The 23225-nt window shown below is 66.3% G+C and carries 20 protein-coding genes; 13 read left to right on the forward strand and 7 right to left on the reverse strand.

The annotated features are described in order from the left end of the window. Nucleotides 1-37: 37 nt before the first annotated feature. Nucleotides 38-967: an NAD-dependent epimerase/dehydratase family protein gene (locus tag E5A73_RS13185; protein ID WP_135964315.1), complete on the forward strand. Its 930-nt coding sequence runs from the start codon at nucleotides 38-40 to the stop codon at nucleotides 965-967. Between the two features lie 41 nt (nucleotides 968-1008). Here the strand turns inward: E5A73_RS13185 and E5A73_RS13190 are convergent, their stop codons facing one another. Then, the gene (locus tag E5A73_RS13190; protein WP_135964316.1) at nucleotides 1009-1434 is read right to left on the reverse strand and encodes a DUF4168 domain-containing protein; all 426 of its coding nucleotides are present in this window, start codon (nucleotides 1432-1434) and stop codon (nucleotides 1009-1011) included. A gap of 199 nt (nucleotides 1435-1633) precedes the next feature. Here E5A73_RS13190 and rlmN point away from each other — a divergent pair, with 199 nt between their 5' ends. After that, complete coding sequence (gene rlmN, locus E5A73_RS13195; protein ID WP_135964317.1) at nucleotides 1634-2818, forward strand: dual-specificity RNA methyltransferase RlmN; 1185 nt, start codon at nucleotides 1634-1636, stop codon at nucleotides 2816-2818. Between the two features lie 3 nt (nucleotides 2819-2821). On the opposite strand, the gene E5A73_RS13200 is transcribed toward rlmN, so the two are convergent. Together E5A73_RS13200 and E5A73_RS13205 are read right to left on the reverse strand one after the other, a co-directional pair. Beyond that, entirely contained in the window at nucleotides 2822-3415 is a 594-nt protein-coding gene (locus E5A73_RS13200) for a hypothetical protein (RefSeq protein WP_135964318.1), read from the reverse strand. 66 nt (nucleotides 3416-3481) lie between these two features. Beyond that, on the reverse strand, nucleotides 3482-4105 hold the full coding sequence (locus E5A73_RS13205) for a class I SAM-dependent methyltransferase (protein ID WP_135964319.1): 624 nt from the start codon (nucleotides 4103-4105) through the stop codon (nucleotides 3482-3484). Between the two features lie 67 nt (nucleotides 4106-4172). Here E5A73_RS13205 and E5A73_RS13210 point away from each other — a divergent pair, with 67 nt between their 5' ends. The 8 genes from E5A73_RS13210 to E5A73_RS13245 all read left to right on the forward strand — a co-directional run bounded on the left by E5A73_RS13210 (nucleotide 4173) and on the right by E5A73_RS13245 (nucleotide 14344). After that, the gene (locus tag E5A73_RS13210; RefSeq protein WP_135964320.1) at nucleotides 4173-4973 is read left to right on the forward strand and encodes a sulfite exporter TauE/SafE family protein; all 801 of its coding nucleotides are present in this window, start codon (nucleotides 4173-4175) and stop codon (nucleotides 4971-4973) included. 17 nt (nucleotides 4974-4990) lie between these two features. Then, nucleotides 4991-5692 (forward strand): cytochrome b/b6 domain-containing protein, encoded by a 702-nt coding sequence (locus tag E5A73_RS13215; RefSeq protein WP_135964321.1) that lies wholly within the window; start codon nucleotides 4991-4993, stop codon nucleotides 5690-5692. Further along, nucleotides 5689-6420 (forward strand): molybdopterin-binding protein, encoded by a 732-nt coding sequence (locus tag E5A73_RS13220; protein WP_135964322.1) that lies wholly within the window; start codon nucleotides 5689-5691, stop codon nucleotides 6418-6420. Before E5A73_RS13215 ends, E5A73_RS13220 begins: the two co-directional genes overlap by 4 nt. Before the next feature lie 386 nt (nucleotides 6421-6806). Beyond that, the gene (locus tag E5A73_RS13225; RefSeq protein WP_135964323.1) at nucleotides 6807-8060 is read left to right on the forward strand and encodes an SAM-dependent methyltransferase; all 1254 of its coding nucleotides are present in this window, start codon (nucleotides 6807-6809) and stop codon (nucleotides 8058-8060) included. A gap of 96 nt (nucleotides 8061-8156) precedes the next feature. Then, on the forward strand, nucleotides 8157-9374 hold the full coding sequence (locus E5A73_RS13230) for an argininosuccinate synthase (RefSeq protein WP_135964324.1): 1218 nt from the start codon (nucleotides 8157-8159) through the stop codon (nucleotides 9372-9374). Between the two features lie 34 nt (nucleotides 9375-9408). After that, a complete protein-coding gene (locus E5A73_RS13235; RefSeq protein ID WP_135964325.1) occupies nucleotides 9409-11124 on the forward strand; it encodes a hypothetical protein in 1716 nt (571 codons plus the stop codon). Then, on the forward strand, nucleotides 11121-12611 hold the full coding sequence (locus E5A73_RS13240) for a hypothetical protein (RefSeq protein ID WP_135964326.1): 1491 nt from the start codon (nucleotides 11121-11123) through the stop codon (nucleotides 12609-12611). Before E5A73_RS13235 ends, E5A73_RS13240 begins: the two co-directional genes overlap by 4 nt. 44 nt (nucleotides 12612-12655) lie before the next feature. Further along, nucleotides 12656-14344, forward strand: coding sequence for a hypothetical protein (locus tag E5A73_RS13245; protein ID WP_240700174.1), 1689 nt, complete (start codon nucleotides 12656-12658; stop codon nucleotides 14342-14344). Between the two features lie 141 nt (nucleotides 14345-14485). Here the strand turns inward: E5A73_RS13245 and E5A73_RS13250 are convergent, their stop codons facing one another. Genes E5A73_RS13250 through E5A73_RS13265 form a run of 4 tightly spaced genes read right to left on the reverse strand, consistent with a single transcriptional unit; the run spans nucleotide 14486 to nucleotide 18972 of the window. Further along, complete coding sequence (locus tag E5A73_RS13250; RefSeq protein ID WP_135964327.1) at nucleotides 14486-15625, reverse strand: GNAT family N-acetyltransferase; 1140 nt, start codon at nucleotides 15623-15625, stop codon at nucleotides 14486-14488. Between the two features lie 49 nt (nucleotides 15626-15674). Then, nucleotides 15675-16961: a mechanosensitive ion channel family protein gene (locus E5A73_RS13255; protein WP_135964328.1), complete on the reverse strand. Its 1287-nt coding sequence runs from the start codon at nucleotides 16959-16961 to the stop codon at nucleotides 15675-15677. Continuing rightward, the gene (gene metC / locus E5A73_RS13260) at nucleotides 16958-18142 is read right to left on the reverse strand and encodes a cystathionine beta-lyase (RefSeq protein ID WP_135964329.1); all 1185 of its coding nucleotides are present in this window, start codon (nucleotides 18140-18142) and stop codon (nucleotides 16958-16960) included. Before metC ends, E5A73_RS13255 begins: the two co-directional genes overlap by 4 nt. After that, nucleotides 18139-18972: a sulfurtransferase gene (locus tag E5A73_RS13265; RefSeq protein WP_135964330.1), complete on the reverse strand. Its 834-nt coding sequence runs from the start codon at nucleotides 18970-18972 to the stop codon at nucleotides 18139-18141. Before E5A73_RS13265 ends, metC begins: the two co-directional genes overlap by 4 nt. Nucleotides 18973-19024: 52 nt before the next feature. Between E5A73_RS13265 and queF the strand changes: the two genes are divergently transcribed. From queF to E5A73_RS13280, 3 genes are all read left to right on the forward strand, one after another. After that, nucleotides 19025-19471 (forward strand): preQ(1) synthase, encoded by a 447-nt coding sequence (queF, locus tag E5A73_RS13270; protein WP_135964331.1) that lies wholly within the window; start codon nucleotides 19025-19027, stop codon nucleotides 19469-19471. 139 nt (nucleotides 19472-19610) lie between these two features. Beyond that, on the forward strand, nucleotides 19611-21887 hold the full coding sequence (locus E5A73_RS13275) for a glycosyltransferase family 4 protein (protein ID WP_135964332.1): 2277 nt from the start codon (nucleotides 19611-19613) through the stop codon (nucleotides 21885-21887). A 36-nt stretch (nucleotides 21888-21923) separates the two neighbouring features. Next, nucleotides 21924-23210 carry a glycoside hydrolase family 130 protein gene (locus E5A73_RS13280; RefSeq protein WP_135964333.1) on the forward strand — a complete coding sequence of 429 codons (1287 nt, stop codon included), beginning with the start codon at nucleotides 21924-21926 and terminating at the stop codon, nucleotides 23208-23210. Nucleotides 23211-23225 lie beyond the last annotated feature (15 nt).

Here is a 23225-nt window from a genome sequence, read left to right on the forward strand (position 1 = left end):
CGCTGCATCTCTTGCCGGGCAAACACGGAGACGGACAATGACGAAGACGGCCTTGATACTTGGGGCGACTGGTGGAGTGGGTGGAGAGACGGCGCGGGCGCTGGTCCGCCACGGCTGGGGGGTGCGCGGGCTGGCACGCATGCTGCGGCCGCACCTCGATCCGGACATCGCCTGGTTCGAAGGCGATGCGCTGGATGCGGCCGCGGTGCTGCGCGCGGCAGAGGGCGTTTCGGCGATCGTCCACGCGGTCAATCCGCCGGGATATCGGGGGTGGCCGGATAAGGTGCCGGCAATGCTGGCCAACAGCATCGCGGCGGCGCGCGCCAACGGTGCCCGGCTGGCGCTGCCCGGCACGATCTACAATTACGATCCCGCCGCCACGCCGGTCGCTGAGCCGGATTCGCCCCAGCAGCCGCGGACCCGCAAGGGCGGCATCCGAGTCGAGATGGAGCAAAGCCTGGAGACGGCGGGGGTGCCGGCGCTGATCCTGCGTGCGGGGGATTTCTATGGGCCGCGGCCGGGGAATAGCTGGCTGACACAGGGCATGGTCAAGCCGCAGGCGCGCTCGATCGTGTATCCGGGGGCGAAGGGAGCCGGCCATGGTTGGGCCTATCTACCCGATGTCGGCGAGACCTTTGCCCGGCTGTTGGATCGCGAGCGCGAATTGCCGCATTTCGCGCGCTATCATTTCGGGGGGCATTGGGACGCGGACGGCACGCGCTTCGTCGCGGCGATCCGGGAGGCATTGGGCAAGCAATTGCCGGTCGGCAGCCTGCCGTGGTGGGCATTGCCGCTGATCGCGCCGTTCAATCCTACGATGCGCGAATTGATCGAGATGCGACCCTATTGGCAGCACCCGGTCCGGCTCGACAATCGCGAGTTGGTGGAATTGCTGGGTAGTGAGCCGCACACCCCGCTCGTCGAATCGCTGGTTGCGAGCTTCGCTGCGCTTGGCATCGGCGCCTGATCGAGAGGCTGGGGCGGCGACCGCACCGCCGCCCCGAAAGCTCAGCGTTGCGCGGGGGCCGCTGCCGCCGCGGGCTGCTGCTTGGCGGCGGCAGCCTGGATCCGCTTGTTGAGCGTCTGATCGGCTGCCATCGCCTGCGCGATTTCGTTGAAGCGCACCGCGGTGAGCCCGGTCGAGGTGATCGCGGTCACCGACTTTGCGTTCTTGTCGGCCTCGGGAACCGCCGCATCGTCACGGATCTTGCCGATCGCGAGCGCCGCGGTGGCGAATTGCGAGACTTCGGAATCGGTCACCGTGGCGGTTGCCGCGGTTCCTGCGCCGGTCGTGCCGGATGCGGGGGCTGCAGGCGCCTCGGTGGGCGCCGGGCTGGTTTGCGCCGGAGCCTGGGTCGGCGCGGTCTGGGCGAAAGCCGCAGGCGTCGCGAGCAGCGCCACTGCGGGGATCAGCGTGGAATTGCGAAACTTCATAGGTCACTCCGAATTGTTGCCCCTGTTGAACGCAAGCTGGGCAGTCGGGGTCCCGAGTGGCAACCCGTTGCGCGATGCGTCGTTCGATTCGCGGGATAAGGCAGCGCTTGCGGCCGGTTCGCGTCCCACACGCGCGGGAGTGGAAAAGCGGCGCGAAATCGCCTACATGGCGGGCATGCAGACAGAGTCGGCCGCCCTCATGCCCATCCCGGGGCACATCGATCCCGTGCCCGTACCGCGGGAATTCAAGCCGCGCGCCGATGGCCGCATCGACTTGCTCGGGCTGTCCAAGGCCGATCTGCGCATGGCGCTCGAGACCGCGCAGCTCGAGCCCAAGCAGGCCAAGCTGCGCGCCAAGCAGCTGTTCCACTGGATGTACAACCGCGGCGTCACCGAGTTCGCGCTGATGAGCGACATCTCGAAGGTGATGCAGCCCTGGCTCGAGCAGCGCTTCGTGATCTCACGTCCTGAAGTCGTCGAGGCGCAGGTCTCGACCGACGGGACGCGCAAATGGCTGCTCCGCTCGGACGACGGCCAGGACTACGAGATGGTATTCATCCCCGATGCGGACCGCGGCACACTCTGCGTCTCCTCGCAGGTCGGCTGCACGCTCAATTGCCGCTTCTGCCACACCGGCACGATGCGGCTGGTGCGCAACTTGCTTCCGGGCGAGATCGTCGGCCAGGTGATGCTCGCGCGCGACGCACTCGGCGAATGGCCGAGCCAGCCCGAGGGGCGGATGCTGACCAACATCGTGATGATGGGAATGGGTGAGCCGCTCTACAATTTCGACAATGTCCGCGACGCGCTCAAGCTGGTGATGGACGGCGACGGGCTGGCGTTGTCGAAGCGTCGAATCACGCTGAGCACCTCGGGCGTGGTGCCGATGATGGCGCGGGCGGGCGAGGAGATCGGCGTCAACCTCGCGGTCTCGCTCCACGCGGTGACCAAGGAAGTTCGCGACGAGATCGTGCCGATCAACCGGAAATACGGGATCGAGGAACTGCTCCAGGCCTGCGCCGATTATCCCGGCGCGAACAATGCCCGCCGGATCACCTTCGAATATGTCATGCTCAAGGACAAGAACGACAGCGATGCCGAGGCGCACGAGCTGGTCCGGCTGATCAGGAAGTACAAGCTTCCGGCCAAGGTGAACCTGATTCCGTTCAACCCCTGGCCCGGCGCGCCGTACGAATGCTCGGCGCCCGAGCGGATCCGCGCCTTCTCGACGATCATCTTCGAAGCGGGCTATTCGGCGCCGATCCGCACCCCGCGCGGGCGCGACATCGACGCTGCGTGCGGCCAGCTCAAGACCGCGTCGGAGAAGAAGAGCCGCGCCGAGATGGACCGGCTGGCCGAAGAGAAGATGACGGCGCTCGGCTGAAGCTCAATAGCCGGCGGGAAGCGTCACGTTGGGCGGGATGCGCGCCACGGTCGTGAACAGCCGCAACCTGCCGGGCTGACCGATCACGGTCATCAGGTTCAGCAGATAGGGTGTGCCGGCCTTGTCCCGGCGGAGGAACGCGCGCCGTTCGATCGTGCCGCGCGTCGCCGTCATCTCGGGAATCGCGCGCCACCCGCCTGCCGCCAGCCCGGCGGCGACGGCGTCGGTCAGGTCGGGCCGGGGATCGGCGAGCAGGATGATGCGGCAACCGGCAGCGCCACCGTCCGCAAACAGGATCTGGCCATCCGGCAATGTCTTCGAGCCGAGCGTCGCGCGGGAAATCAGCGTGGTGACCGCGGGGCCCTGCGCCGTGGCGTCGTTGGGCACGCCGAAGCTCAGGCCGAACGATTCGACGGTCTTGATCGTACGATCCAGCGCGTCCGGACCCGCTGGCATCGCGACGGCGCCGCTCGCCAGCGCGTAACAGGCCGAATTGCTCAGCTCCGCCACGGTGGCGGCCGCGGTCGGCACTTGCGCTGCCGCTCCGTTCGCGGCGAGCAACATCGCGCCGATGGCGATCACTAGCTTTCCGGGCATCCTGCGCTCCCTTGCTGCCACCAAACTAGGCGACGGGCGTAAACGGAGAGTAACCGCAGGCTTCTTTCATTTCCCAGTCGAGTCGCGCCCGCTTTTCGTCAGAACGAGCCAGGTCCAGCGGACTCCCTTGGCGCGGCTCTCGGCGTGCACCGATTCGGCATCGGCCCGGCGAGTCAGAGCGAAGCCCGCCGCGCGCGCGAGGGCGATTGCTTCTTCCGGCGGCGCCGGAAAGGTGCCGCAGCCAGGTGGATCCGGATCGTGGCGTAACGACAGGATCAATCTGCCACCAGGCGCGGTGGCTCGCGCCAGGTTCGGCATCGTGCGTGCGCGGCCGGCGGCATCGAGATGATGCCAGACCGCGCACAGCGTCACCAGATCGAACGGCTCACAGGTCCGCAGCTTGGCAAGATCAGGAAGCTGATCGTCCAGCCACGCGATCCGGTCTCCGTGGAGCGCGATCCCCGCTTCGCGGAACGCGCGGACCGGCTCGACTGCCAGGACGCGATGCCCCTGCTCGGCGAACCACGCCGCGTCGCGGCCGGTGCCGGCGCCGATATCAGCGATCCGGGCGGGCTCGCGCGGCAGGCAGTCATGTACCGAGGCATAGATCTGCGCGGAAGTAAGCGCGTCGTAGCCGGCGATCAACGCCGGGGTGGCTGCCGCGGCATAATCGGCGAGCACCTCGTTCATTTGCGCTCCTCTCTTCCATTCGTGCTGAGCTCGTCGAAGCACCGCTCTGCCTTTTCACCGCTGGAAAATGAAGTACGGCCCTTCGACAAGCTCAGGGCGAACGGATCAAGGTTTGGATTATTCTTCGACAGCGCTCGCCGCCGCAGCCGGCATTCTTGGCGGTGCGATGAACGCGCTCGCCGGTGGTGGCACTTTCGCGACCTTGCCGGCTTTGATCGCGTTGGGACTCCCTGCCAATATCGCCAACGCGACCTCCAACGTCGCGCTGCTCCCCGGGGCGGCGACGAGCGCCTGGGCCTATCGCGACGAGTTGGGGCCGGTGGCGGGCATGTCGGTCAAGCTACTCGCGGCGACCACCTTCGGCTTCGGGCTGGTCGGCAGCCTGTTGCTGGTGCTCACGCCGAGCGAGACTTTCGACGTCATCATTCCGTGGCTGCTGCTGTTCGCCTTCGTGGTGATGGTGTTCGGCAAAGGCGCGGCCGACTGGCTCCATGCGCGAGTCACGATCGGGCGGCGTACCCTGCTCGTCACGCAGGCGTTTCTCGGCATCTATGGCGGCTATTTCGGCGGCGGCGTGGGGCTGATCACCACCGCGGTGTACGGCCTGCTCGCCAATATCCGCCCGCGCGAGCTGTTCGCGATCCGCACCTTGATGCTCGCGGTCGCCAATTTCGCGGCGGCGTTCGTGTTCATCGGCTTCGCGATGGTGTGGTGGTGGGCGGCCCTCCCCATGCTCGCCGGGTCGATCCTGGGCGGGTGGCTCGGCGCAGTGATCGGCAAGCGCCTGTCGCCCGGCGTGGTGCGCGGCTGGACCTTGCTGGTGACGGGTGCGACGACCGTCGTCTTCTTCGTGCGCGCTTATAGCTGATGCGCTATGGCGACGCGATGGATGGCTCTCAGTCCCGCACGGTCTATCGGCACCGGCTGTTCACGCGTGTCTGGCATTGGCTCAATGCGCTCGCGATCCTCGTGCTGATCCCGAGCGGGCTGATGATCTTCAACGCGCATCCGCGGCTCTATTGGGGGCATTACGGCGCGAACTTCGATCACGCTTGGCTCGAGCTGCCGCGCTTTCCCGGCTGGGCGACGATCCCGAGCCACTACAGCCTTGCCGGCGCGCGGCACTGGCATCTGTTCTTTGCGCTGGTGCTCGGCTTCGGGCTGCTGGCGTACGTGATCGTCGGGCTTATCAACCGGCACATCCAGCGCGACCTGCGAATCCGCCGCCGCGAGCTGGCGCCGCGGGCGCTGTGGACCGACTTCAAGGCGCATCTCGCGTTGCGCTTCCACGATTCCGAACACCCGCGGGCGTACAACATCTTCCAGAAGCTCAGTTATGCCGGGATAGTGTTCGGGCTGATCCCGTTGCTGATCGTCTCGGGGCTGGCGATTTCGCCGGGGATGTGGCCGTGGCTCGCGGACCTTTTCGGCGGACGGCAATCGGCGCGCTCGGTGCACTTTCTTGCGATGGCGGGGATGACGTTGTTCGTCGTCGTCCACTTGACGCTGGTGATCCTAGCCGGCCCGATCAACGAAGTGCGCGCGATGGTGACCGGCTGGTGGCGCGTGCCCGAGGAGGACCGATGATCACTCGGCGCACCTTGCTCGTTGGTACCGGCGCGAGCCTGCTCGCCGGCTGCGACTCGCTCACCGATAGTCCGGCGCTGCTGCGCGCGGAGGATGCGCATCGTTTCCTCCAGCGCTCGGTCACCGGCCGCGCGGCGCTCGCGCGGCAATTCCGGCCCGAGCAGCGCAGCCCGATCTTTCGCGTCAACGGCACCGGCAATCCGAATACCCCGGAATATAATGCGCTGGCGGCGAACCGCTTCGCCGAGTGGCGGCTGCGCGTCGACGGGCTCGTCGCGCGCCCGCTGAGCCTCAGCCTCGCGCAGATCCAGTCGCTGCCGCAGCGCGCGCAGATCACGCGCCACGATTGCGTTGAGGGCTGGAGCGCGATCGGCAAATGGCAGGGGCCGCGGCTGGAGACGGTACTGCAGCTTGCCGGGATCCGCGACAGCGCGCGCTACATCGTGTTTCACTGCGCAGATCGCTTCGGCGGCACGCCTTATTACGAATCGGTCGACTTGATCGACGCCTTCCATCCCCAGACGATCCTCGCCTGGGCGATGAACGACGCCACGCTCTCGGTCGGCCACGGCGCGCCGCTGCGGCTGCGGGTCGAGCGTCAGCTCGGCTACAAGCAAGCGAAATACGTCATGCGGATCGAAGCGGTGGCCAGCCTTGCCGGGATCGGGGCGGGCAAGGGCGGCTATTGGGAGGATTCGAACGGCTATGAATGGTATGCGGGGATCTAGGCGGCATCGACATTCAGCTTAAACTCCTCTCCCCTAGCTAGGGGAGAGGATAGCGCAGCTTGCAGCCTAGCGTAGCTTGGTGAGGGGTAGTGCGGAGCTTTGCTCCGCGCGGCCGCTTTGCGGCCGCACCCCCTCCCCCAGCTCCGACTAAGCCTCTGCTGCGCAGAGACTAAGTCTGCGCAACCCTCTCCCCCTTTCAGGGGGCGAGGGAAGTAAAGGGCTGAATGTCTACGGCCTACGCTTCCGTGGCGCATCGTGCCTCCGCCTGGGGTCCCGGCGTTCGCCGGAATGACGATGATCGGCTGCGTTTCGATTTTTTCCGCATTGCGGAAACTCGTTACGCACCTAATTTAGCGGGTCGGCGGGGGCTGTGTGCAGGACGAGCTATGGCGTTGATCGACCGCTTCTTCGAACGTGCCGTCAAGCGCGGCGAACTTACCGTGATCCATGCCGACGGCACGCACCGCGACTTCGGTGCACCCGATCCCGCGCTGCAGCCCGTGACGATCCAGTTCGGCCCGGGCGCCGCTTCGGCGATTCTGCGCGATCCGAGCCTCGGCGCCGCCGAAGCCTTTATGGACGGCCGGCTGGTGATCGAGCAGGGCGATGTGCTCGACCTGCTTGCGCTGATGACCGGCAACAACCGCTGGGAGGATGCCACCGCCGCGCTCGAGCCCAAGCCGTTCAGCCGGCTGCTCAACAATGTCATGCACCGCATCGGTCGCTACAACATGGCGCGGCAGGCCAAGCGCAACGTCGCGCACCATTACGACCTTTCGGGCCGGCTCTACGATCTCTTCCTCGACGCCGACCGCCAATATAGCTGCGCCTATTTCACCGATCCGGGCAACAGCCTCGAACAGGCGCAACTCGATAAGAAGGCGCATATCGCCGCCAAGCTGGCGATCGAGCCGGGGATGCGCGTGCTCGATATCGGCTGTGGCTGGGGCGGGATGGCGCTCTATCTGCACGAGAAGACCGGCGCCGAAGTCGTCGGCATCACACTCTCCGAGGAACAGCTCAAGGTCGCCCGCGAACGCGCCGCCGCGCGCGGAGTGCACGGCAAGGTGCGTTTCGAGCTGATCGATTATCGCGCGATGACGGGGCAGTTCGACCGGATCGTCTCGGTCGGCATGTTCGAGCATGTCGGCACGCCACAATATCGCACCTTCTTCCGCAAGGTGCGCGAGCTGCTCACCCCCGAAGGCGTGATGCTGCTCCACACGATCGGCCGTGCCGGCGCGCCGGGAGTCACCGATGCGTTCACGCTCAAATATATCTTTCCCGGCGGCTATATCCCGGCGCTCTCGGAAATCGCGCAGGGCTATGAGGGGCTGCGCATGTTCCCGACCGACATCGAAGTGCTGCGGCTCCATTACGCGCACACGCTCAAGGCCTGGTATGATCGCACCGTCGCGGCGAAGGACGAGATCGTCGCGCTCTATGACGAGCGGTTCTTCCGCATGTGGACCTTCTATCTGGCCGGCTCGTATGTCGGGTTCCTCAATGGCGGGCTGGTCAATTACCAGCTCCAGTTCTCGCGCTCGCGGACGGCGCTGCCGATTACGCGGGACTATATGGTCGAGCGCGAGATGGCGTTGCGTGCCGACGCGCCCGAGGCGCTGCGCGAGGCGGGCTGAGCCAGCCAACTCTCCCGCCGCGACAGCACAATGGTTGCACGACCGGGCATGGAACCCTAGAGCGCCCCGGTTTCCCGCACTGGAGTTGCCTGCCCCATGTCCGACAAGATCAACCGCGTCGTCCTTGCCTATTCGGGCGGGCTGGACACGAGCGTGATCCTGAAATGGCTCCAGCAGGAATATCAGTGCGAGGTGGTGACCTTCACCGCCGATCTCGGCCAGGGCGAGGAGCTCGAGCCGGTACGGCGCAAGGCCGAGCGCGCCGGGGTCAAGCCCGAGCATATCTTCATCGACGATCTGCGTGAGGAATTCGTCCGCGACTTCGTCTTCCCGATGATGCGCGCCAATGCGCAATATGAGGGGCTGTATCTGCTCGGCACCTCGATCGCGCGACCGCTGATCGCCAAGCGCCAGATCGAGATCGCCCGCCAAGTCGGCGCCGACGCGGTCAGCCACGGCGCGACCGGCAAGGGCAACGACCAGGTCCGCTTCGAGCTCGGCTATTACGCGCTCAACCCCGACATCAAGGTCATCGCGCCGTGGCGCGAATGGGATCTCACCAGCCGCACCCGGCTGATCGAGTTCGCCGAGCAGCACCAGATCGAAGTCGCCAGGGACAAGCGCGGCGAGGCGCCGTTCTCGACCGACGCCAACTTGTTGCACACCTCGTCCGAGGGCAAGGTGCTCGAGGACCCGTGGGACGAGGTACCCGATTACGTCTATTCGCGCACGGTCAATCCCGAGGACGCGCCCGACGCGCCCGAGACGATCACGGTGGATTTCGAGCGTGGCGACGGCGTTGCGCTCAACGGCGAGGCGCTGTCGCCCGCGGCGCTGCTGACCGCGCTCAACGAACTCGGGCGCAAACACGGCATCGGCCGGCTCGATCTGGTCGAGAACCGCTTCGTCGGGATGAAGAGCCGCGGGATGTACGAGACGCCGGGCGGCACGATCTATCAGCTCGCGCATCGCGGGATCGAGCAGATCACGCTGGACCGCGGCGCCGCGCATCTCAAGGACGAGCTGATGCCGCGCTATGCCGAGCTGATCTATAACGGCTTCTGGTTCGCCCCCGAGCGCGAGATGCTCCAGGCGGCGATCGACCACAGCCAGGCGAAGGTGACCGGGACGGTCCGGCTCAAGCTCTACAAGGGCAATGTCATCGTCACCGGCCGGCGCTCGCCGCACAGCCTGTACAGCGAGAAGGTCGTTACCTTCGAGGACGATCAGGGCGCGTACGACCAGCGCGATGCGGCGGGCTTCATCAAGCTCAACGCGTTGCGGCTGCGTTTGCTGGGGCGCCGGGACGGCTAACGCCGCCTTAACCATGCGCGGTTAGGCAAGTGCCATGCCCGCGCAGCAGCAGGATCGGCATTGGGGCGAGCTTGGCGTCGCCCTGCTCCTCGCGGGGCTGCTCAGTGTCGCCTGGACGGTGCAGGGCTGGACGAACCTTTCGGCGCTGCGGCTTCCCGACACCGACGATGTGGTCCGCCTCCAGCAGATCCGCGACTGGCTGGGTGGGCAGGCGTTCGGTTACCTTGCCCAGCACCGGCTGGGTGCGCAGCCGGGGCTGGAGATGCACTGGTCGCGGCTGCCCGATCTTGTCCCCGGCGCGCTGATCGCCTTGCTCTCGCCGCTCGTCGGGGCGCATGCCGCCGAGCTGACTGCAGTGATCCTCTGGCCCGCATTGCTGTTCGCCGCGGCGCTGATGCTCGTGGCCGGCATCGCGCGCACGCTTGGCACCTCCGGCCCGCTCGCCGCGCTGGTCGCGGCGCTGGCCTATCCTGCGACGACATTGTTCATGCCGGGGCGGATCGACCATCACGGGCTCCAGATGGTGCTGCTGCTGGTCGTCGCGCGCACCGCGATCGGGCGGGGCACGCTCGTCGCGGGCGCCGCGGCGGGAATCGCCAGTGCGGCCTCGCTCGTCATCGGTATCGAGACCGCGCCTTTGCTTGCAGTCGGCGGGGCAGCGATCGTGGTTCGCTGGGCGCTTGACGGCCGAGAAGGGCAGGCGCGGCTTGCCGGCTATGCGGTGGCGCTGGTCCTCGCGCTCGCCGCCGCATCCGCGCTGCTGCGCACCAGCGGCTGGAACTGGCCGGGCTGCGACGGCTTTACGGCCGAACTCTGGCGCGCGGCGCAGCTTGCCGCATTGGCACCGCTGGCGCTGGTTGCTTTCGGCTTCGCAGCCGAGTCATCCAAGGCACGAGGGATCGCCGTGCTGGTGGCTGCCTCCGTTGCGATAGTGGGAGCCCTTGCGCTCTCGCCCGGCTGCCTGCGGCCTTATCGTCAGGTCGATCCGCTGCTAGCGCGGCTCTGGCTTGCCAATGTCGCCGAGGCGCAGCCGCTGTTCGGCGCGCCGCTGGCGCATGCCATAGGCTATGCCGGATCGATGCTCGTTGGAATCGCCGCGGCGGGCTGGGCATGGCGCGGCACGCGCGAGGGGCGCTGGCTGGTCCTGCTCGCGCTCCAGCTGGCCGCGCTTGGCCTGGCGTTGATCCAGCTCCGCGGTGCCTATGCCGGGGCGCTGTTTGCCGCTCCCGCGCTCGCCGCGTTGATCACCGCGGCGCGCGCCAAGGGGCTGATCGCATTGCTTCCGGCATGGCTCGTCTCGGCCGGCTTGCTCTACCCGCTCGCCGCGGACGCACTCGCGCCGCCAGCCGCCATTGGCCCCGCCACCGCGAGCTGCAGCGGTCCCGCCGCGCTCGCCCACCTCGCCGCATTGGCCCCGGGCACTCTCATGGCGCCGATCGATATGGGCGCCTGGACGCTCGCCGCGACACCGCACCGGGTGGTCGCGGCGCCCTATCATCGCAACACTGCCGGCAATCTGGCGATGTACCGCTTTTTCCTCGGCCCGACCGGCAACGCGCAGGCGATCGCACGGCAATGGCACGTCGATTACGTCGCGCTCTGCCCCGGCGACTTCGCCGAACTCGGCGCGCAGGCAGGCAATCCGGCGCGGCTGAGCGGCGCGCTTGCCGCCGGCCGGCCACCCGCATGGCTCCGACCGATCTCCGCCCCCGGCGAGGCACCTGCATTGTTCGCGGTGGCGCGCCAATGAGCCGCACCCAGACCGCCTGGTGGGAGACGCGGTGGTTCGCCGTGGCGGCGATCCTGCTTTCCTGCGTACCGCTGCTGGCACCCGGCCTGCCGCCGCTCGCCGATCTGCCGGGACATATCGGGCGCTATCATATCGCCGCGGCGCTTCGTGGATCGGCCGATCTCCAGCAGCATTGGACCTTCGAATGGGGGCTGGTCGGCAATCTCGGGGTGGACCTCATCGTCCAATTGCTGTCGCCGATCCTGACCGCCGAGCATGCGACCAAATTGGTGGTGATCCTGATCCCGCCGCTGTGGGTGAGCGGGCTGATCCTGCTCGCGCGCCGGGCAGGGGGGACGCTGTCACCCGCCGCCGGCTTCGCCTTTCCGCTGGTCTATGGCTATGCCTTTCAGCTCGGCTTCGTCAATTTCATGCTGGCCGGAGGACTGGCGCTGCATGCGCTGCTGCTCTGGGTGGCGCTGGCGCATCGACCCGTGGTGCGTGCGCTGCTGTTCCTGCCGATCGCGTTCGTCCTTTGGATCGCGCACAGCTTCGGCTGGGGGATGTTCGGACTGCTCGCCTTCGCCGCCGAATGGGTACGCCTGCGGGAGGCTGGACACGGCCACCGAGAGTCGCTGGCGCGTGCGATCGGCTGGTGCCTGCCGCTCGCCTGGCCGGCGGCGCTGATGGTCGGGGCTGCGCCGGGCGATGGCGCGCTGTGGGACTGGAAGGCCAAAGTGAGCTGGCTTCCCTCGCTGCTGCGCGAACGCTGGAAATGGTACGATGTCGGCTGCGCAATCCTGCTGTTCGGGCTGCTCTGGGCCGCGGTACGGGATCGGCGTCTGCGCTTCGATCCGCTGACCGGCACCGCGGCGTTGCTCTGCCTCATCGCGTTCGTGGCGCTGCCTCGGCTGATCGTCGGCGGCGCCTATGTCGACATGCGCATGCTGGCGCCCGCGGTCGCGCTCGCGCTCGTCGCGATCCGGGTGCAGCCGGGACATGCGCGCTTCGAGGCTTCGCTGGCGATTGCCGGCACGAGCTTCTTCGTCCTGCGCATGGCGACTTCGTCGATCGCGTTCCTGCTCTTTGCGGGCACGCAGCAGGCGGCACTCGAGGCGGTGTCGCATATCCCGCGCGGAACGACGGTGCTGGTGCTGGTCAACGAGGCCTGCTCGTCGCAATGGCATAGCGACCGGCTCGGCCACATCGCCGGAATCGCCGTGGCGCGGCGCGACGCCTTCGAGAACGGCCAATGGGCACTTGCCGACCAGCAGCTGCTGCGACCGCGCCATCCGCAGGCCGAGCCCTATCGCGCCGATCCATCGCAACTCGTCTATCCGGCGAGCTGCGAATACAAGACCACGCATTTCGGCGAGGCGGTGCAGGGCTTCGATCGCGGCACCTTCCGCTATGTCTGGACGCTCGATTTCCCTGCAAAACCCGCATTGGCGGACGATGTCGTGCTGGTCTGGGCGAACAACGTATCGGCGCTCTACGCGGTTCGGTGAGCGGCGGCTTGCGGCGGGGGGGGCTGCTCCCCTAAAGCCGCGCAATGGACAGGGGCGAAGTACGGCATTGGTGGCAGACGCGGTGGTTCGTGGCGCTGGCCACATTCATGGCGATCGTGCCGCTGCTATGGCCCGAAATCCCGCCTTTGGTCGACTTGCCCGGGCATATGGGGCGCTACCGCGTCCAGCTCGTCTGGGAGCAGTTTCCGCATCTCCACGAATGGTATAATTTCAACTGGAGCCTGATGGGCAATCTCGGGGTCGATCTTCTGGTCATCCCGCTCTCCAAGCTGTTCGGGCTCGAACTCGCAGTCAAATTGATCGTCATCTCGATTCCCGCGATGACCGTCGCCGGGCTGCTGATGATCGCGCGCGAAGTGCATGGGCGCATCCCCGCCACGGCCTTGTTCGCGCTGCCGCTGGCATATGCCTTCCCGTTCCATTTCGGCTTCGTCAATTTCGCGCTGTCGATGGGAATGGCGTTGCTCGCCTTCGGCTGGTGGCTGCGGCTGGCAAGGCTCGGCAAGTTCCAGTTCCGATCCTTGGTGTTCCTGCCGCTGTCGGTGCTGATCTGGATCACCCATACCTTCGGCTGGGGGGTGCTCGGCGTGCTGGCTTTCTCGGCCGAACTGGTCCGCCATCACGATGCGCATCGCCGCGAAGGCTTCGCCCGTGCCTGGCTGCTGCCGTGGTTCAAGGCGGGTATCCAGTGCCTCGTCCTCGCCCCGCCGGCGCTGCTGATGCTGATGTGGCGCAGCGGCGGGCACGTCACCGGGCAGACCGCCGACTGGTTCAACTGGCGCGCCAAGATGCTGTGGATCACCCAGGTGTTCCGCGATCGCTGGCAATTGTTCGACATCGCCTCGGTCGGCGTGCTGTTCCTGCTGCTGTTCAAGGCGATCCGCGACCCGAACCTTCAATATTCGCGCAATCTCGGGCTGTCGTTCCTGTTCCTCGCCGCAGTCTACATCCTGCTGCCGCGGATCGTGTTCGGATCGGCCTATGCCGATATGCGGCTGGTGCCGTTCCTGATGGCGATCGGGATCATTGCGATCCGGCCCAAGCCCGGCATGTCGATGCGCGGTGCGGCGTTGGTCGCGGCGCTCGGCATGGCGTTCTTCACGGCGCGGATCGTGTCGACGACGTGGAGCTTCTTCCTCTACGACAAATCCTATGATCGCGAATTGAAGGCGCTCGACCATCTGCCGGTCGGCGCGCGGCTGATCAGCTTCGTCGGCGAGACCTGTTACAACGAATGGAAGATGACGCGGCTCCAGCACGTCCCCGCGCTCGCGCTGGAACGCAGGCTGGCATATACCAACGATCAATGGTCGATGCCGGGGGCGCAATTGCTCACGGTGCGCTACGCCGCCGCCAAGCGCTTTGCGCACGATCCCTCGCAGATCGTCACCGACGTGCAATGCCCGCGCGAATGGTGGCGGCCGGTTCCCTGGGCACTGTCACGCTTCCCGCGCGACGCGTTCGACTATGTCTGGATGATCCGCCCGCCGCAATTCCCGGCGAAGTTCCTGCAGGGGCTGGTGCCGGTCTATGTCGACGGCCACAGCAATAGCGGGCTCTACAAGGTCGACCACAAGGTCGCCGCGCCGATCATCCTGCCTGGCGAATTGCCGCTGCCCAAATGGGAGCGGCAGATCATCCTCAACGACGGGCGCCAGTTCACCAGCAATTTGCCCGAGCCCGAGGCTTCGCCTTCGCCGGTGGTGGAGTAGTAAGGACGGTGCGCAATCTCCGTTCGCCCTGAGCTTGTCGAAGGGCATTCTTCTTTTGGCCGGCCAGCGAAGAAGAACGGTGCTTCGACAAGCTCAGCACGAACGGGGCGGGGTTGTCCTGCGCACCGTGGCCGCGCCAGCTCACCCCTCGCGCTTGAACGGCATCATCTCGCCCAGCCATTCCTGCTCGCGTTCGACCGCTTCGCGTTCGCGGTGGAGAAAATCCGCGACCGCCTGGCGGAAGCCGGGATTGGGAATGTAATGCGCCGACCAGGTCGTCACCGGGGCATAGCCGCGCGCGAGCTTGTGCTCGCCCTGCGCGCCGGCCTCTACCCGCGCCAACCCGCGCGCAATCGCGGCGTCGATCGCCTGATAGTAGCAGAGCTCGAAATGGAGGAACGGCACTTCCTCGACTGCGCCCCAATAGCGTCCGTACAGCGCATCGCCGCCGATCAGGTTGAGCGCGCCCGCGATCGGCACGCCGTCGCGCTCGGCGAGGATCAGCAGGACTTCGTCGGCCATCTCGGCGCCGAGCAGCGAGAAGAAGGCGCGCGTCAGATAGGGCCGGCCCCATTTGCGTGCGCCGGTATCCTGATAGAATTCCCAGAAAGCGTCCCAATGCGCTTCGCCGATCTCGCCGCCGGTCAGATGGCGGACGGCCAGCCCTTCCAGCGCCGCCGCGCGTTCCTTGCGGATCGCCTTGCGCTTGCGGCTGGAGAGCGCGGCGAGGAAATCGTCGAATCCAGCGTAATCGTGGTTCTGCCAGTGGAACTGGGTGCCCGCGCGGACCAGCCAGCCGGCCGCTTCGAACCAGTGCAATTGCGCCGCATCGACGAAGGTCACATGCGCCGAGGACAGCTGGTTCTGGTCGGTCACTGCCTCGATCGCCGCGATCAGCGCGGGGGAGGCGGCGTCGTCGCGTAGCAGCAGCCGCGGGCCGGGCACCGGGGTGAATGGCACTGCGACCTGAAGCTTGGGGTAATATTCGCCGCCGGCGCGCTCCCATGCGTCGGCCCAGCCATGGTCGAAGACATATTCGCCCTGGCTGTGCGCCTTGACATAGGCCGGGGCGATCGCCGCGGCGCGGCCATCGGCGCCGTCGACCAGGATCGGCAGCGGCTGCCAGCCTGCATGCGCCGTCACCGAGCCGGAGCGTTCGAGGATCGACAGGAAGCGGTGCGTGACGAACGGGTTGCCGATGCCGGCGCAGGCGTCCCACTCCGCCGAGGGGATCGAGGCGACGCCATCGGCGATACGGGCGGTAACGGGCTGGGAACTCACCAGTTCAAGATAGGCGCGGCGGGCGCGAAGCGGGAGGGGCGCTGTGCGTTTATGATGGCGTTTCGCGCTCCAACGCGGGCCATGCGGTCACGCGCACGTCCCGAACCGGATAGGGGATGGCGATCCGGTGCTCCTTGAACAGCAGCCATAGCCGATTGAGCACGTCGCTCTTGACGCTGCCGACGCCGCTCTCCGGATCGTTGATCCAGACCAGGATTTCGTGCTCGACGCCCTTTTCGCCAAAAGCAGTGAGCCATACGTTGGCCGGGGGATTGTCGAGAACGCGCGGGCTGTCGGCGGCGGCGCGCAGCATCAACTCCTGTGCGAGCTTCAGATCGCAGTCGTAAGCGACGGTCACCGGAATGCGGACGCGGACGTTGCGATCGGTGTACGACCAGTTCTCGACTTCCTGCGTCATCAGATTCTCGTTCGGAATCAGATGCTCCTTACCGTCGCGGGTGATCACCGAGACGGCGCGGACGCCGATCTTATTCACCCAGCCGAAGCTGTCGCCCACCACGATGACGTCGCCGGGCTTGATCGAGCGGTCCATCAACAGAATGATCCCGGCGATCAGATTGCCGATCGTCTTCTGCAGCCCGAAACCGACTGCGAGACCGAATGCGCCCGAGAAGACGGCGAAGGCAGTGAGGTCGATCTTGAGCAGGTCGACGCCGATGAAGAAGGCGAGCACCACCACCGTGATCGCGGCGAGCTTCTGGACGAGCAATTTCTGGGTAGCGTCGAAGCCCCGGGCGGTGGCGATCGAATGGCTGAGCACGCGATTGACCAGCCGGACGCCGGCGAAGAGCAGGAGCACGGTGATGCCGAGGGTGAAACCGGACAGCAGCGACAGGCGCCGCTGGCCGATCTGGATGCCGACGCGGTCGAGCGTCGCCTCGACCATCGCGAACCCGCCGATCGCGTTGCTGAGGATCGCGGTGAAGGCGAGCGCCGCCAGCGTCCAGGCGGCCCAGCGCGGCAAATTGAGCCCGCGCAGCACGCCGCCGACGAGCATCGCGACGGCAAACCCCTCGAGCAGCCCGAGGATCAAAGCGGCGAGCGGGCCCCACGGCCAGCTCACCGCGACGATCGAGAGAAGGATCGCGGCGGCACCCCAGCGTACGATCGCGCGCACCCGCAGATGGAAGCGCGCGGCATTGCCGCTGACATGCTCGGCCCAGGCGGCGGCGATGCGGGTGCCGATGTAGCGCCCGGCGATCCAGCCGAGGATGAGCGCGAGCGCCGCGAGCCCGCCTGCGATCGCGGCCTCCGAAAGCTCGGGGGCGCCCGGCAGATTATGTCCCGCCAGCCAGGCCCCGAGCCGCTCCATCATCCCCGCACCTCGGCGAAGCGCGCGAGGCCCGCTTCGAGGTCGGCGATCAGATCGTCGCAATCCTCGAGCCCGATCTGCAGCCGCACCACCGGTCCTTCGGCTTCCCATTTGGTCGCGGTGCGATGAAGCTGCGGGTCGACCGGGATGGCGAGGCTCTCGAACCCGCCCCAGCTATAGCCGATGCCGAAATGCGCGAGCCCGTCGATCAGCGCGGCGCGCGCCGCTTCGCCGCCGCCGTTGAGGACGAACGAGAACAGGCCGGAGGCGCCGCGGAAATCGCGCGCGAAGATCATGTGGCCGGGGCAGTCGGGCAGTGCCGGATGGAGCACGCGCGCGACTTCGGGCCGATCCTCGAGCCATTCGGCGATCTTCAGCGCCGAGCGGCCGTGCTGATCGAGCCGCACCGCCATCGTCCGCAGGCCGCGCGCGCCGAGCCAGGCGTCGTCGGGGCTGGCGGTCTGACCGAGCTGATAGGTCGCCGCGCGCAGCCGCTGATACTGGCCTTCGGCGGCGGTCACCGATCCGAGCATCACGTCCGAATGGCCGACGATATATTTGGTGCAGGCGAGGATCGAATAATCGACGCCCATGCCGATTGCGGGCAGCAGCAGCGGCGTCGCCCAGGTATTGTCGAGCAAAGTGGTGATCCCGCGCGCCTTGGCGACGGCGACGATCGCCGGAATGTCCTGCACCTCGAAGGTCAGGCTGCCCGGGCTTTCCATGAAGATCGCCTTGGTCCGCTCGGTGCAGAGCTCGGCGATCCCGGCGCCGATCAAGGGATCGTAGAAGGTCGTGGTGATCCCGAATCGCTTGAGCAGGCCGTTGGCGAGGTTGCGGGTCGGGTCATAGGCGCTGTCGGTCAGCAGCAATTGGTCGCCGGGTTCGAGTATCGCGAGCAATGCCGAGGCGATCGCGGCGACGCCCGAGGGATAGAGCAGGGTGGCCTCGGCGCCGGGCTCGAGCTCGGTCAGCGCGTCGGCGAGCGACCATTGGGTCGGCGTGCCGCGGCGGCCGTAGAATAGTTTATGGTGGGTGTCGGCCGCGCCGCGCGCGCGCAGCTCGGCGACCGAATCATAGAGGATCGTCGAGGCGCGCCACACCGGCGGGTTGACCACCCCCTGCGTCCATTCGTCGCGCCGCCCGGCCTGGACGATCCTGGTTGCGTCCTTCTTCTCGCTCATGCCGGCCCCAATGCCTTGGGCGTCGCGGGATCCGCGCCCCATTCGGACCAGCTGCCGTCATAGACCGGCGCGTCCCGGCCGAGGAGATGCGCGGCGAAGGCGACGACGCAGGCAGTGATTCCCGAGCCGCAAGTGGCGACCAGCGGCTTGTCCGGCTCAAGTCCGGCATCGGCGAAAAGGGTGCGGATCGCGTCGGGATGCTTCCAGCTACCGTCGGCCTCGAAAAAGCGGCCCTGCGGGACGTTCTTCGAGCCCGGAATGTGGCCGGGCGCGCATTCGGCGCGCGGATCGGGCTCGTCGCCGGTGAAGCGTGCCGCCGAGCGGGCGTCGACGATCTGCTCGTCGGTGGCCTGCATCTCGGCGAGGCTGCGCACCTGGGTCCGCGGCATGCCCGCTTCGAAATTGCTGCGGACGGGGGAGGGGGCGTCGTGTTCGAGCGGCCGACCTTCCGCTTGCCATTTGGCGATGCCACCATCGAGCAACGCCGCCTCGACCCCGAAGCGGCCGAGCACCCACCATGCCCGGCACGAGGTATGGTGCGGGCTGCTGTCGTAGAGCACCACCCGACTGTGCACCGATACGCCCAGCTCCGCCATCCGCGCCTCGAACAGGTCACGCGGCGGCAGCATCGAAGGGAGCGGGTCCTCCGCATCGACCAGAGTGTCGAGATCGAGCAGCAGCGCGCCCGGGATATGCCCCGCGGCATATTCCGCACGCGGATCCTGTTTCGCCGACCCCGGCAAGGTCGAGGTATAGGTGGCGTCGAGCACCACCAGGTCATTGGCACCGAGTTGGTCGGCGAGCCATGCTGTCGTTACGAGTGCATCCATCCTCTGCTCCTAGAAGGATGCAAAGCGCTCGGCAAACGCCTACATCGCGGCGATGGAACCCAAGCATCTCGGCCAGACCTCCGCGCTTCCCGCCACCCCGGAAGAAGCGGTACTCGATTACGTCGCCAATCCGCGCCCCGGCAGCCGCTACATGATCCGCTTCGCGGCGCCGGAATTCACGTCGCTGTGCCCGATCACCGGCCAGCCCGATTTCGCGCATTTGGTGATCGATTACGTGCCCGGCGACACGATCGTCGAATCCAAGTCGCTCAAGCTTTTCCTCGGCAGCTTCCGCAACCACGGCGCGTTTCACGAGGACTGCACCGTCGGCATCGGCGAGCGATTGTTTGAGGAGATGAAGCCGAAATGGCTGCGGATCGGCGGCTATTGGTATCCGCGCGGCGGCATCCCGATCGACATATTCTGGCAGTCCGGCCTGGCCCCTTCCGGGGTGTGGATCCCGCCCCAGGACGTGCCCGGATATCGCGGCCGCGGCTGAACCTCACATTTACGGCACGGTTCGTCGATTCGCGTATGTTGCATTGCAACAAGAATGAAACCATATAGCTTTGCGAGAGTTGGGAGACACGAAACAGGTTTTCGACAGCCTGATTGTTTGCAGTAGCGAAGGAACAGGGATGGCGCCGTTCATGATTGGTCCTGGGATCACCCACCTTGCACTTCTGGGGAACTTTCTCCCGCGCAAGTGCGGACTCGCGACCTACACGACCGACACCTATAACGCGCTCAAGCAGCGTTTCCCGGAGCTTCGAGTCGACGTCTATGCGATGGACGACCATCCCGGTCGCTACGATTATCCCGATGCTGTCACCCGCGCGATCCCGCAGGACGAACGCGCCGCCTATCTCGACGCGGCGCGCGCGATTGAGGCGAGCGGCGCGCAGGCGCTGTGGATCCAGCACGAATATGGCATCTATGGCGGCCCCGCCGGCGATTTCCTGATCGCGCTGATTGATCGCCTGTCGATCCCGGTGATCACGACGCTTCACACCATACTCGAAAAGCCGAGCGTCGACGAACGCCGCGTTATGGAATTGCTGCTGCGGCGCTCGTCGCGGATCATCGTCATGGCCGAGAAGGGCCGCGACATCCTCAAGCGCATTCACGGCGCGAACGGTAAGAACATCGTCATGATCCCTCATGGCGTGCCCGAGCGCGCCTTTGCCGATCCGGACAGCATGAAGCCGCAATTCGGCTGGGAAGGCCGCGAGGTCGTTCTGACGTTCGGTTTGCTCGCCCCCAACAAGGGCATCGAGACGATGATCGCGGCGCTGCCGCAGGTCGTCGCGCATCATCCGGAGGCGCTGTACGTGGTGCTGGGTGCAACGCACCCGAACCTCGTTGCGCACGAGGGCGAGGCATATCGCGACCGGCTGAAGGCGCTCGCTGCCGAGAAGGGTGTCGCCGAGCACGTCCAGTTCGTCGACGCGTTTGTCGAGCATGACGAACTGATCGATTATCTTCAGGCGGCCGACCTTTACGTCACGCCGTACAATAATCCGGCGCAGATCACGTCGGGCACGCTCTCTTATGCCGTCGGCGTCGGCAAGCCGGTGATCTCGACGCCCTATATCCATGCGACCGAGATCCTCGCCGACGATCACGGCGTGCTCGTTGATTTCGGCGACAGCGCGGCATTTGCCCGCGAAATCGACCGTTTGTTGACCGACAAAGACGAACGGCTTGCTCTGGGGCAGCGAGCTTATGCCCGCGGCCGTACGATGATCTGGCCGCGCCTCGCGGAGAATGCGATGGCCGAGTTAGGCGCGATCATCGCCGCCAAGCCGCGCCGGTTCGCAAAGCCCACGGCCGAGCTGGCGACGCTCAAGCCCGATATTGCGGCTGTGGAGCGGATGAGCGACTCCACCGGCATGCTCCAGCATTCGATCTATTCGGTGCCCGATCGTCGCCACGGCTATTGCATCGACGACAATGCCCGCGCGTTGATTCTGATGTGCAAGATCAACGACGTGGACGAAGTCATCCGCGACAAATGGACGAGCATCTATGCGTCCTTCGTCCAATATGCGTGGAACCCCGACCAGCGCCGCTTCCGCAACTTCATGAACTTCGATCGCACGTGGTGCGAGGATATCGGGTCGGAGGATTCGAACGGCCGCGCGATCTGGGCATTGGGCGTCACGGCGCGCGACGCGCGGGCGCAGAAGCATCGCGACTGGGCGTCGATGATGTTCGACACTACCGCGTCGATCGCGCTCGAGCTCGATGCGCCGCGCAGCCATGCCTTCGCGATGCTGGGTGCCGCCGCGATGATCGAGGCGCATCCGGGCCACGCACTGTCGCGCGACATCCTCACCCGCTATGGCGACGAGCTGATCACGTTGCTTGATCAGGCGCGCCGGCCCGAATGGCAATGGTTCGAGATCGTGCTGGCGTACGACAATGCGCGTTTGCCCGAAGCGCTGCTGCACGCAGGCAAGGTGCTCGGCCGGCAGGACTTCATCCAGGTCGGGCTCGAGACGCTCGATTGGATCGTCGGACGCCAGACCTCGCCCGAGGGGCGCTTCCGCGCCGTCGGCAGCGAGAGCTTCGGCCGCCCGCCTTATTCCGAGCCGCTGCAATTTGACCAGCAGCCGCTTGAGGCACAGGCTACGGTCGACGCCTGCGTGGCGGCGTATGAAGTTACCGGCGACAAGCGCTGGTATGAAGAGGCGATGAAAGCCTATCGCTGGTATCTCGGCGCCAACGATCTCGAGCTCCCGCTCGCGACCGCGCAGGATGGCGGCTGTTTCGACGGGCTGATGCCGACCGGTTTGAACCGAAATCAGGGCGCCGAGTCGATTCTGGCGCTGCAATTGGCGAATTGCGCGATTTCCGTACTTTCAAAGCCGGCCGAAAACGTGGAAAGCACCCCCCGCACCGCCGTCGCGTAGCCCTGCGCGCCGGCAATCCGGGACGTTGGGGGACTAATGCACGAATTGTTCAATCACACGCTGCGGCTTCGCGCCGATCCCTCGCGCGTGGTGGTTCGTCCGTTCCATATCGCCTGGGCGCAGAACGGCGCGGGGCCGAGCCGTTCGGAACGCATCGTCAGTGAAGTGCTGGCGATGTCTCCGGGCGAAGCGAGCGCGCAGCTGGAGATCGTGCTCAAGGATTTCGAGGCGCGGCACTGGCAGACGCGTCGCGTGTTCATGACGCGCTACGACGAGATCGAGACGATGCTCAAGCTCGACGGCAGCGCGATCGGTGACGAGAAGCGTCAATTGCTCGGCGCCTATTTCTGCCACGAATATAGCTATGCCGCCGCAGCTTTGATGAACCCCAGCGCAGTGCCGCATTACGACCAGTCGGGGATGCCCAAGGGCAGCATGCGCATATTGATGTCGCTGCGCGCCGTGGGCGAAGGGCACATCTCGTCGGTGTCGTTTCGCGAAGGCATCATCACCGACAATAACGAACTGGTGCTCGCCCCCGAGCCGCCCTTCGCCACCGCTGCCGATGCGCGCGAGGAGGACGAAGACACGATGCCCGAGGGGCCGGTGACGGTGTATCGGCATCGCGATTCGACGCTGTCGGGCACGGTCATCTTCCCGATCACCAAGGCGCAGTCGAACGGGCTCGAGGATCTGCGCATTTGCCATTTCCACCATGACGATGGCAGCGAGGAATGGATCGGGACCTACACCGCCTATAACGGCTCGGTGATCCAGTCCGAGCTGATGCGCACGCGCGACTGGCGTGCGATCGATTTGGTGCCGATGAGCGGCGGCGCGTCGCGCAACAAGGGCATGGCGCTGTTCCCTCGCAAGATCGACGGCAAGTACATGATGCTCGGCCGGCAGGACGGCGAGAACATCTTCCTCCACACGTCGGAAGACATCACCCATTGGGAAGGCGGCGAGCTGCTGATCAAGCCGCAATATCCGTGGGAGCTCGTCCAGATGGGCAATTGCGGCCCGCCGATCGAGCTGGCCGAGGGCTGGCTGGTGCTGACCCACGGGGTCGGCGCGATGCGGAAGTATTCGATCGGTGCGGCGTTGCTCGACAAGAACGACCCGTCGAAGGTGCTCGCGCGCTCGAAGGAGCCTTTGCTGGCTGCGGCGGATCAGGACCGCGAGGGCTATGTGCCCAACGTCGTCTATACCTGCGGCGCGATCCGCCACGGCGAGAAGATCTTCATTCCGTACGGCGTTGCGGACAGCTCGGTGGCGTTCGCGTTCGTGCCGATCAAGGCGCTGCTCGAGCAGATGGATTGATCTTACGCCCCTCCC

This window comes from Sphingomonas gei (assembly GCF_004792685.1).
In the GTDB taxonomy this organism is placed as follows: Bacteria; Pseudomonadota; Alphaproteobacteria; order Sphingomonadales; family Sphingomonadaceae; genus Sphingomonas; species Sphingomonas gei.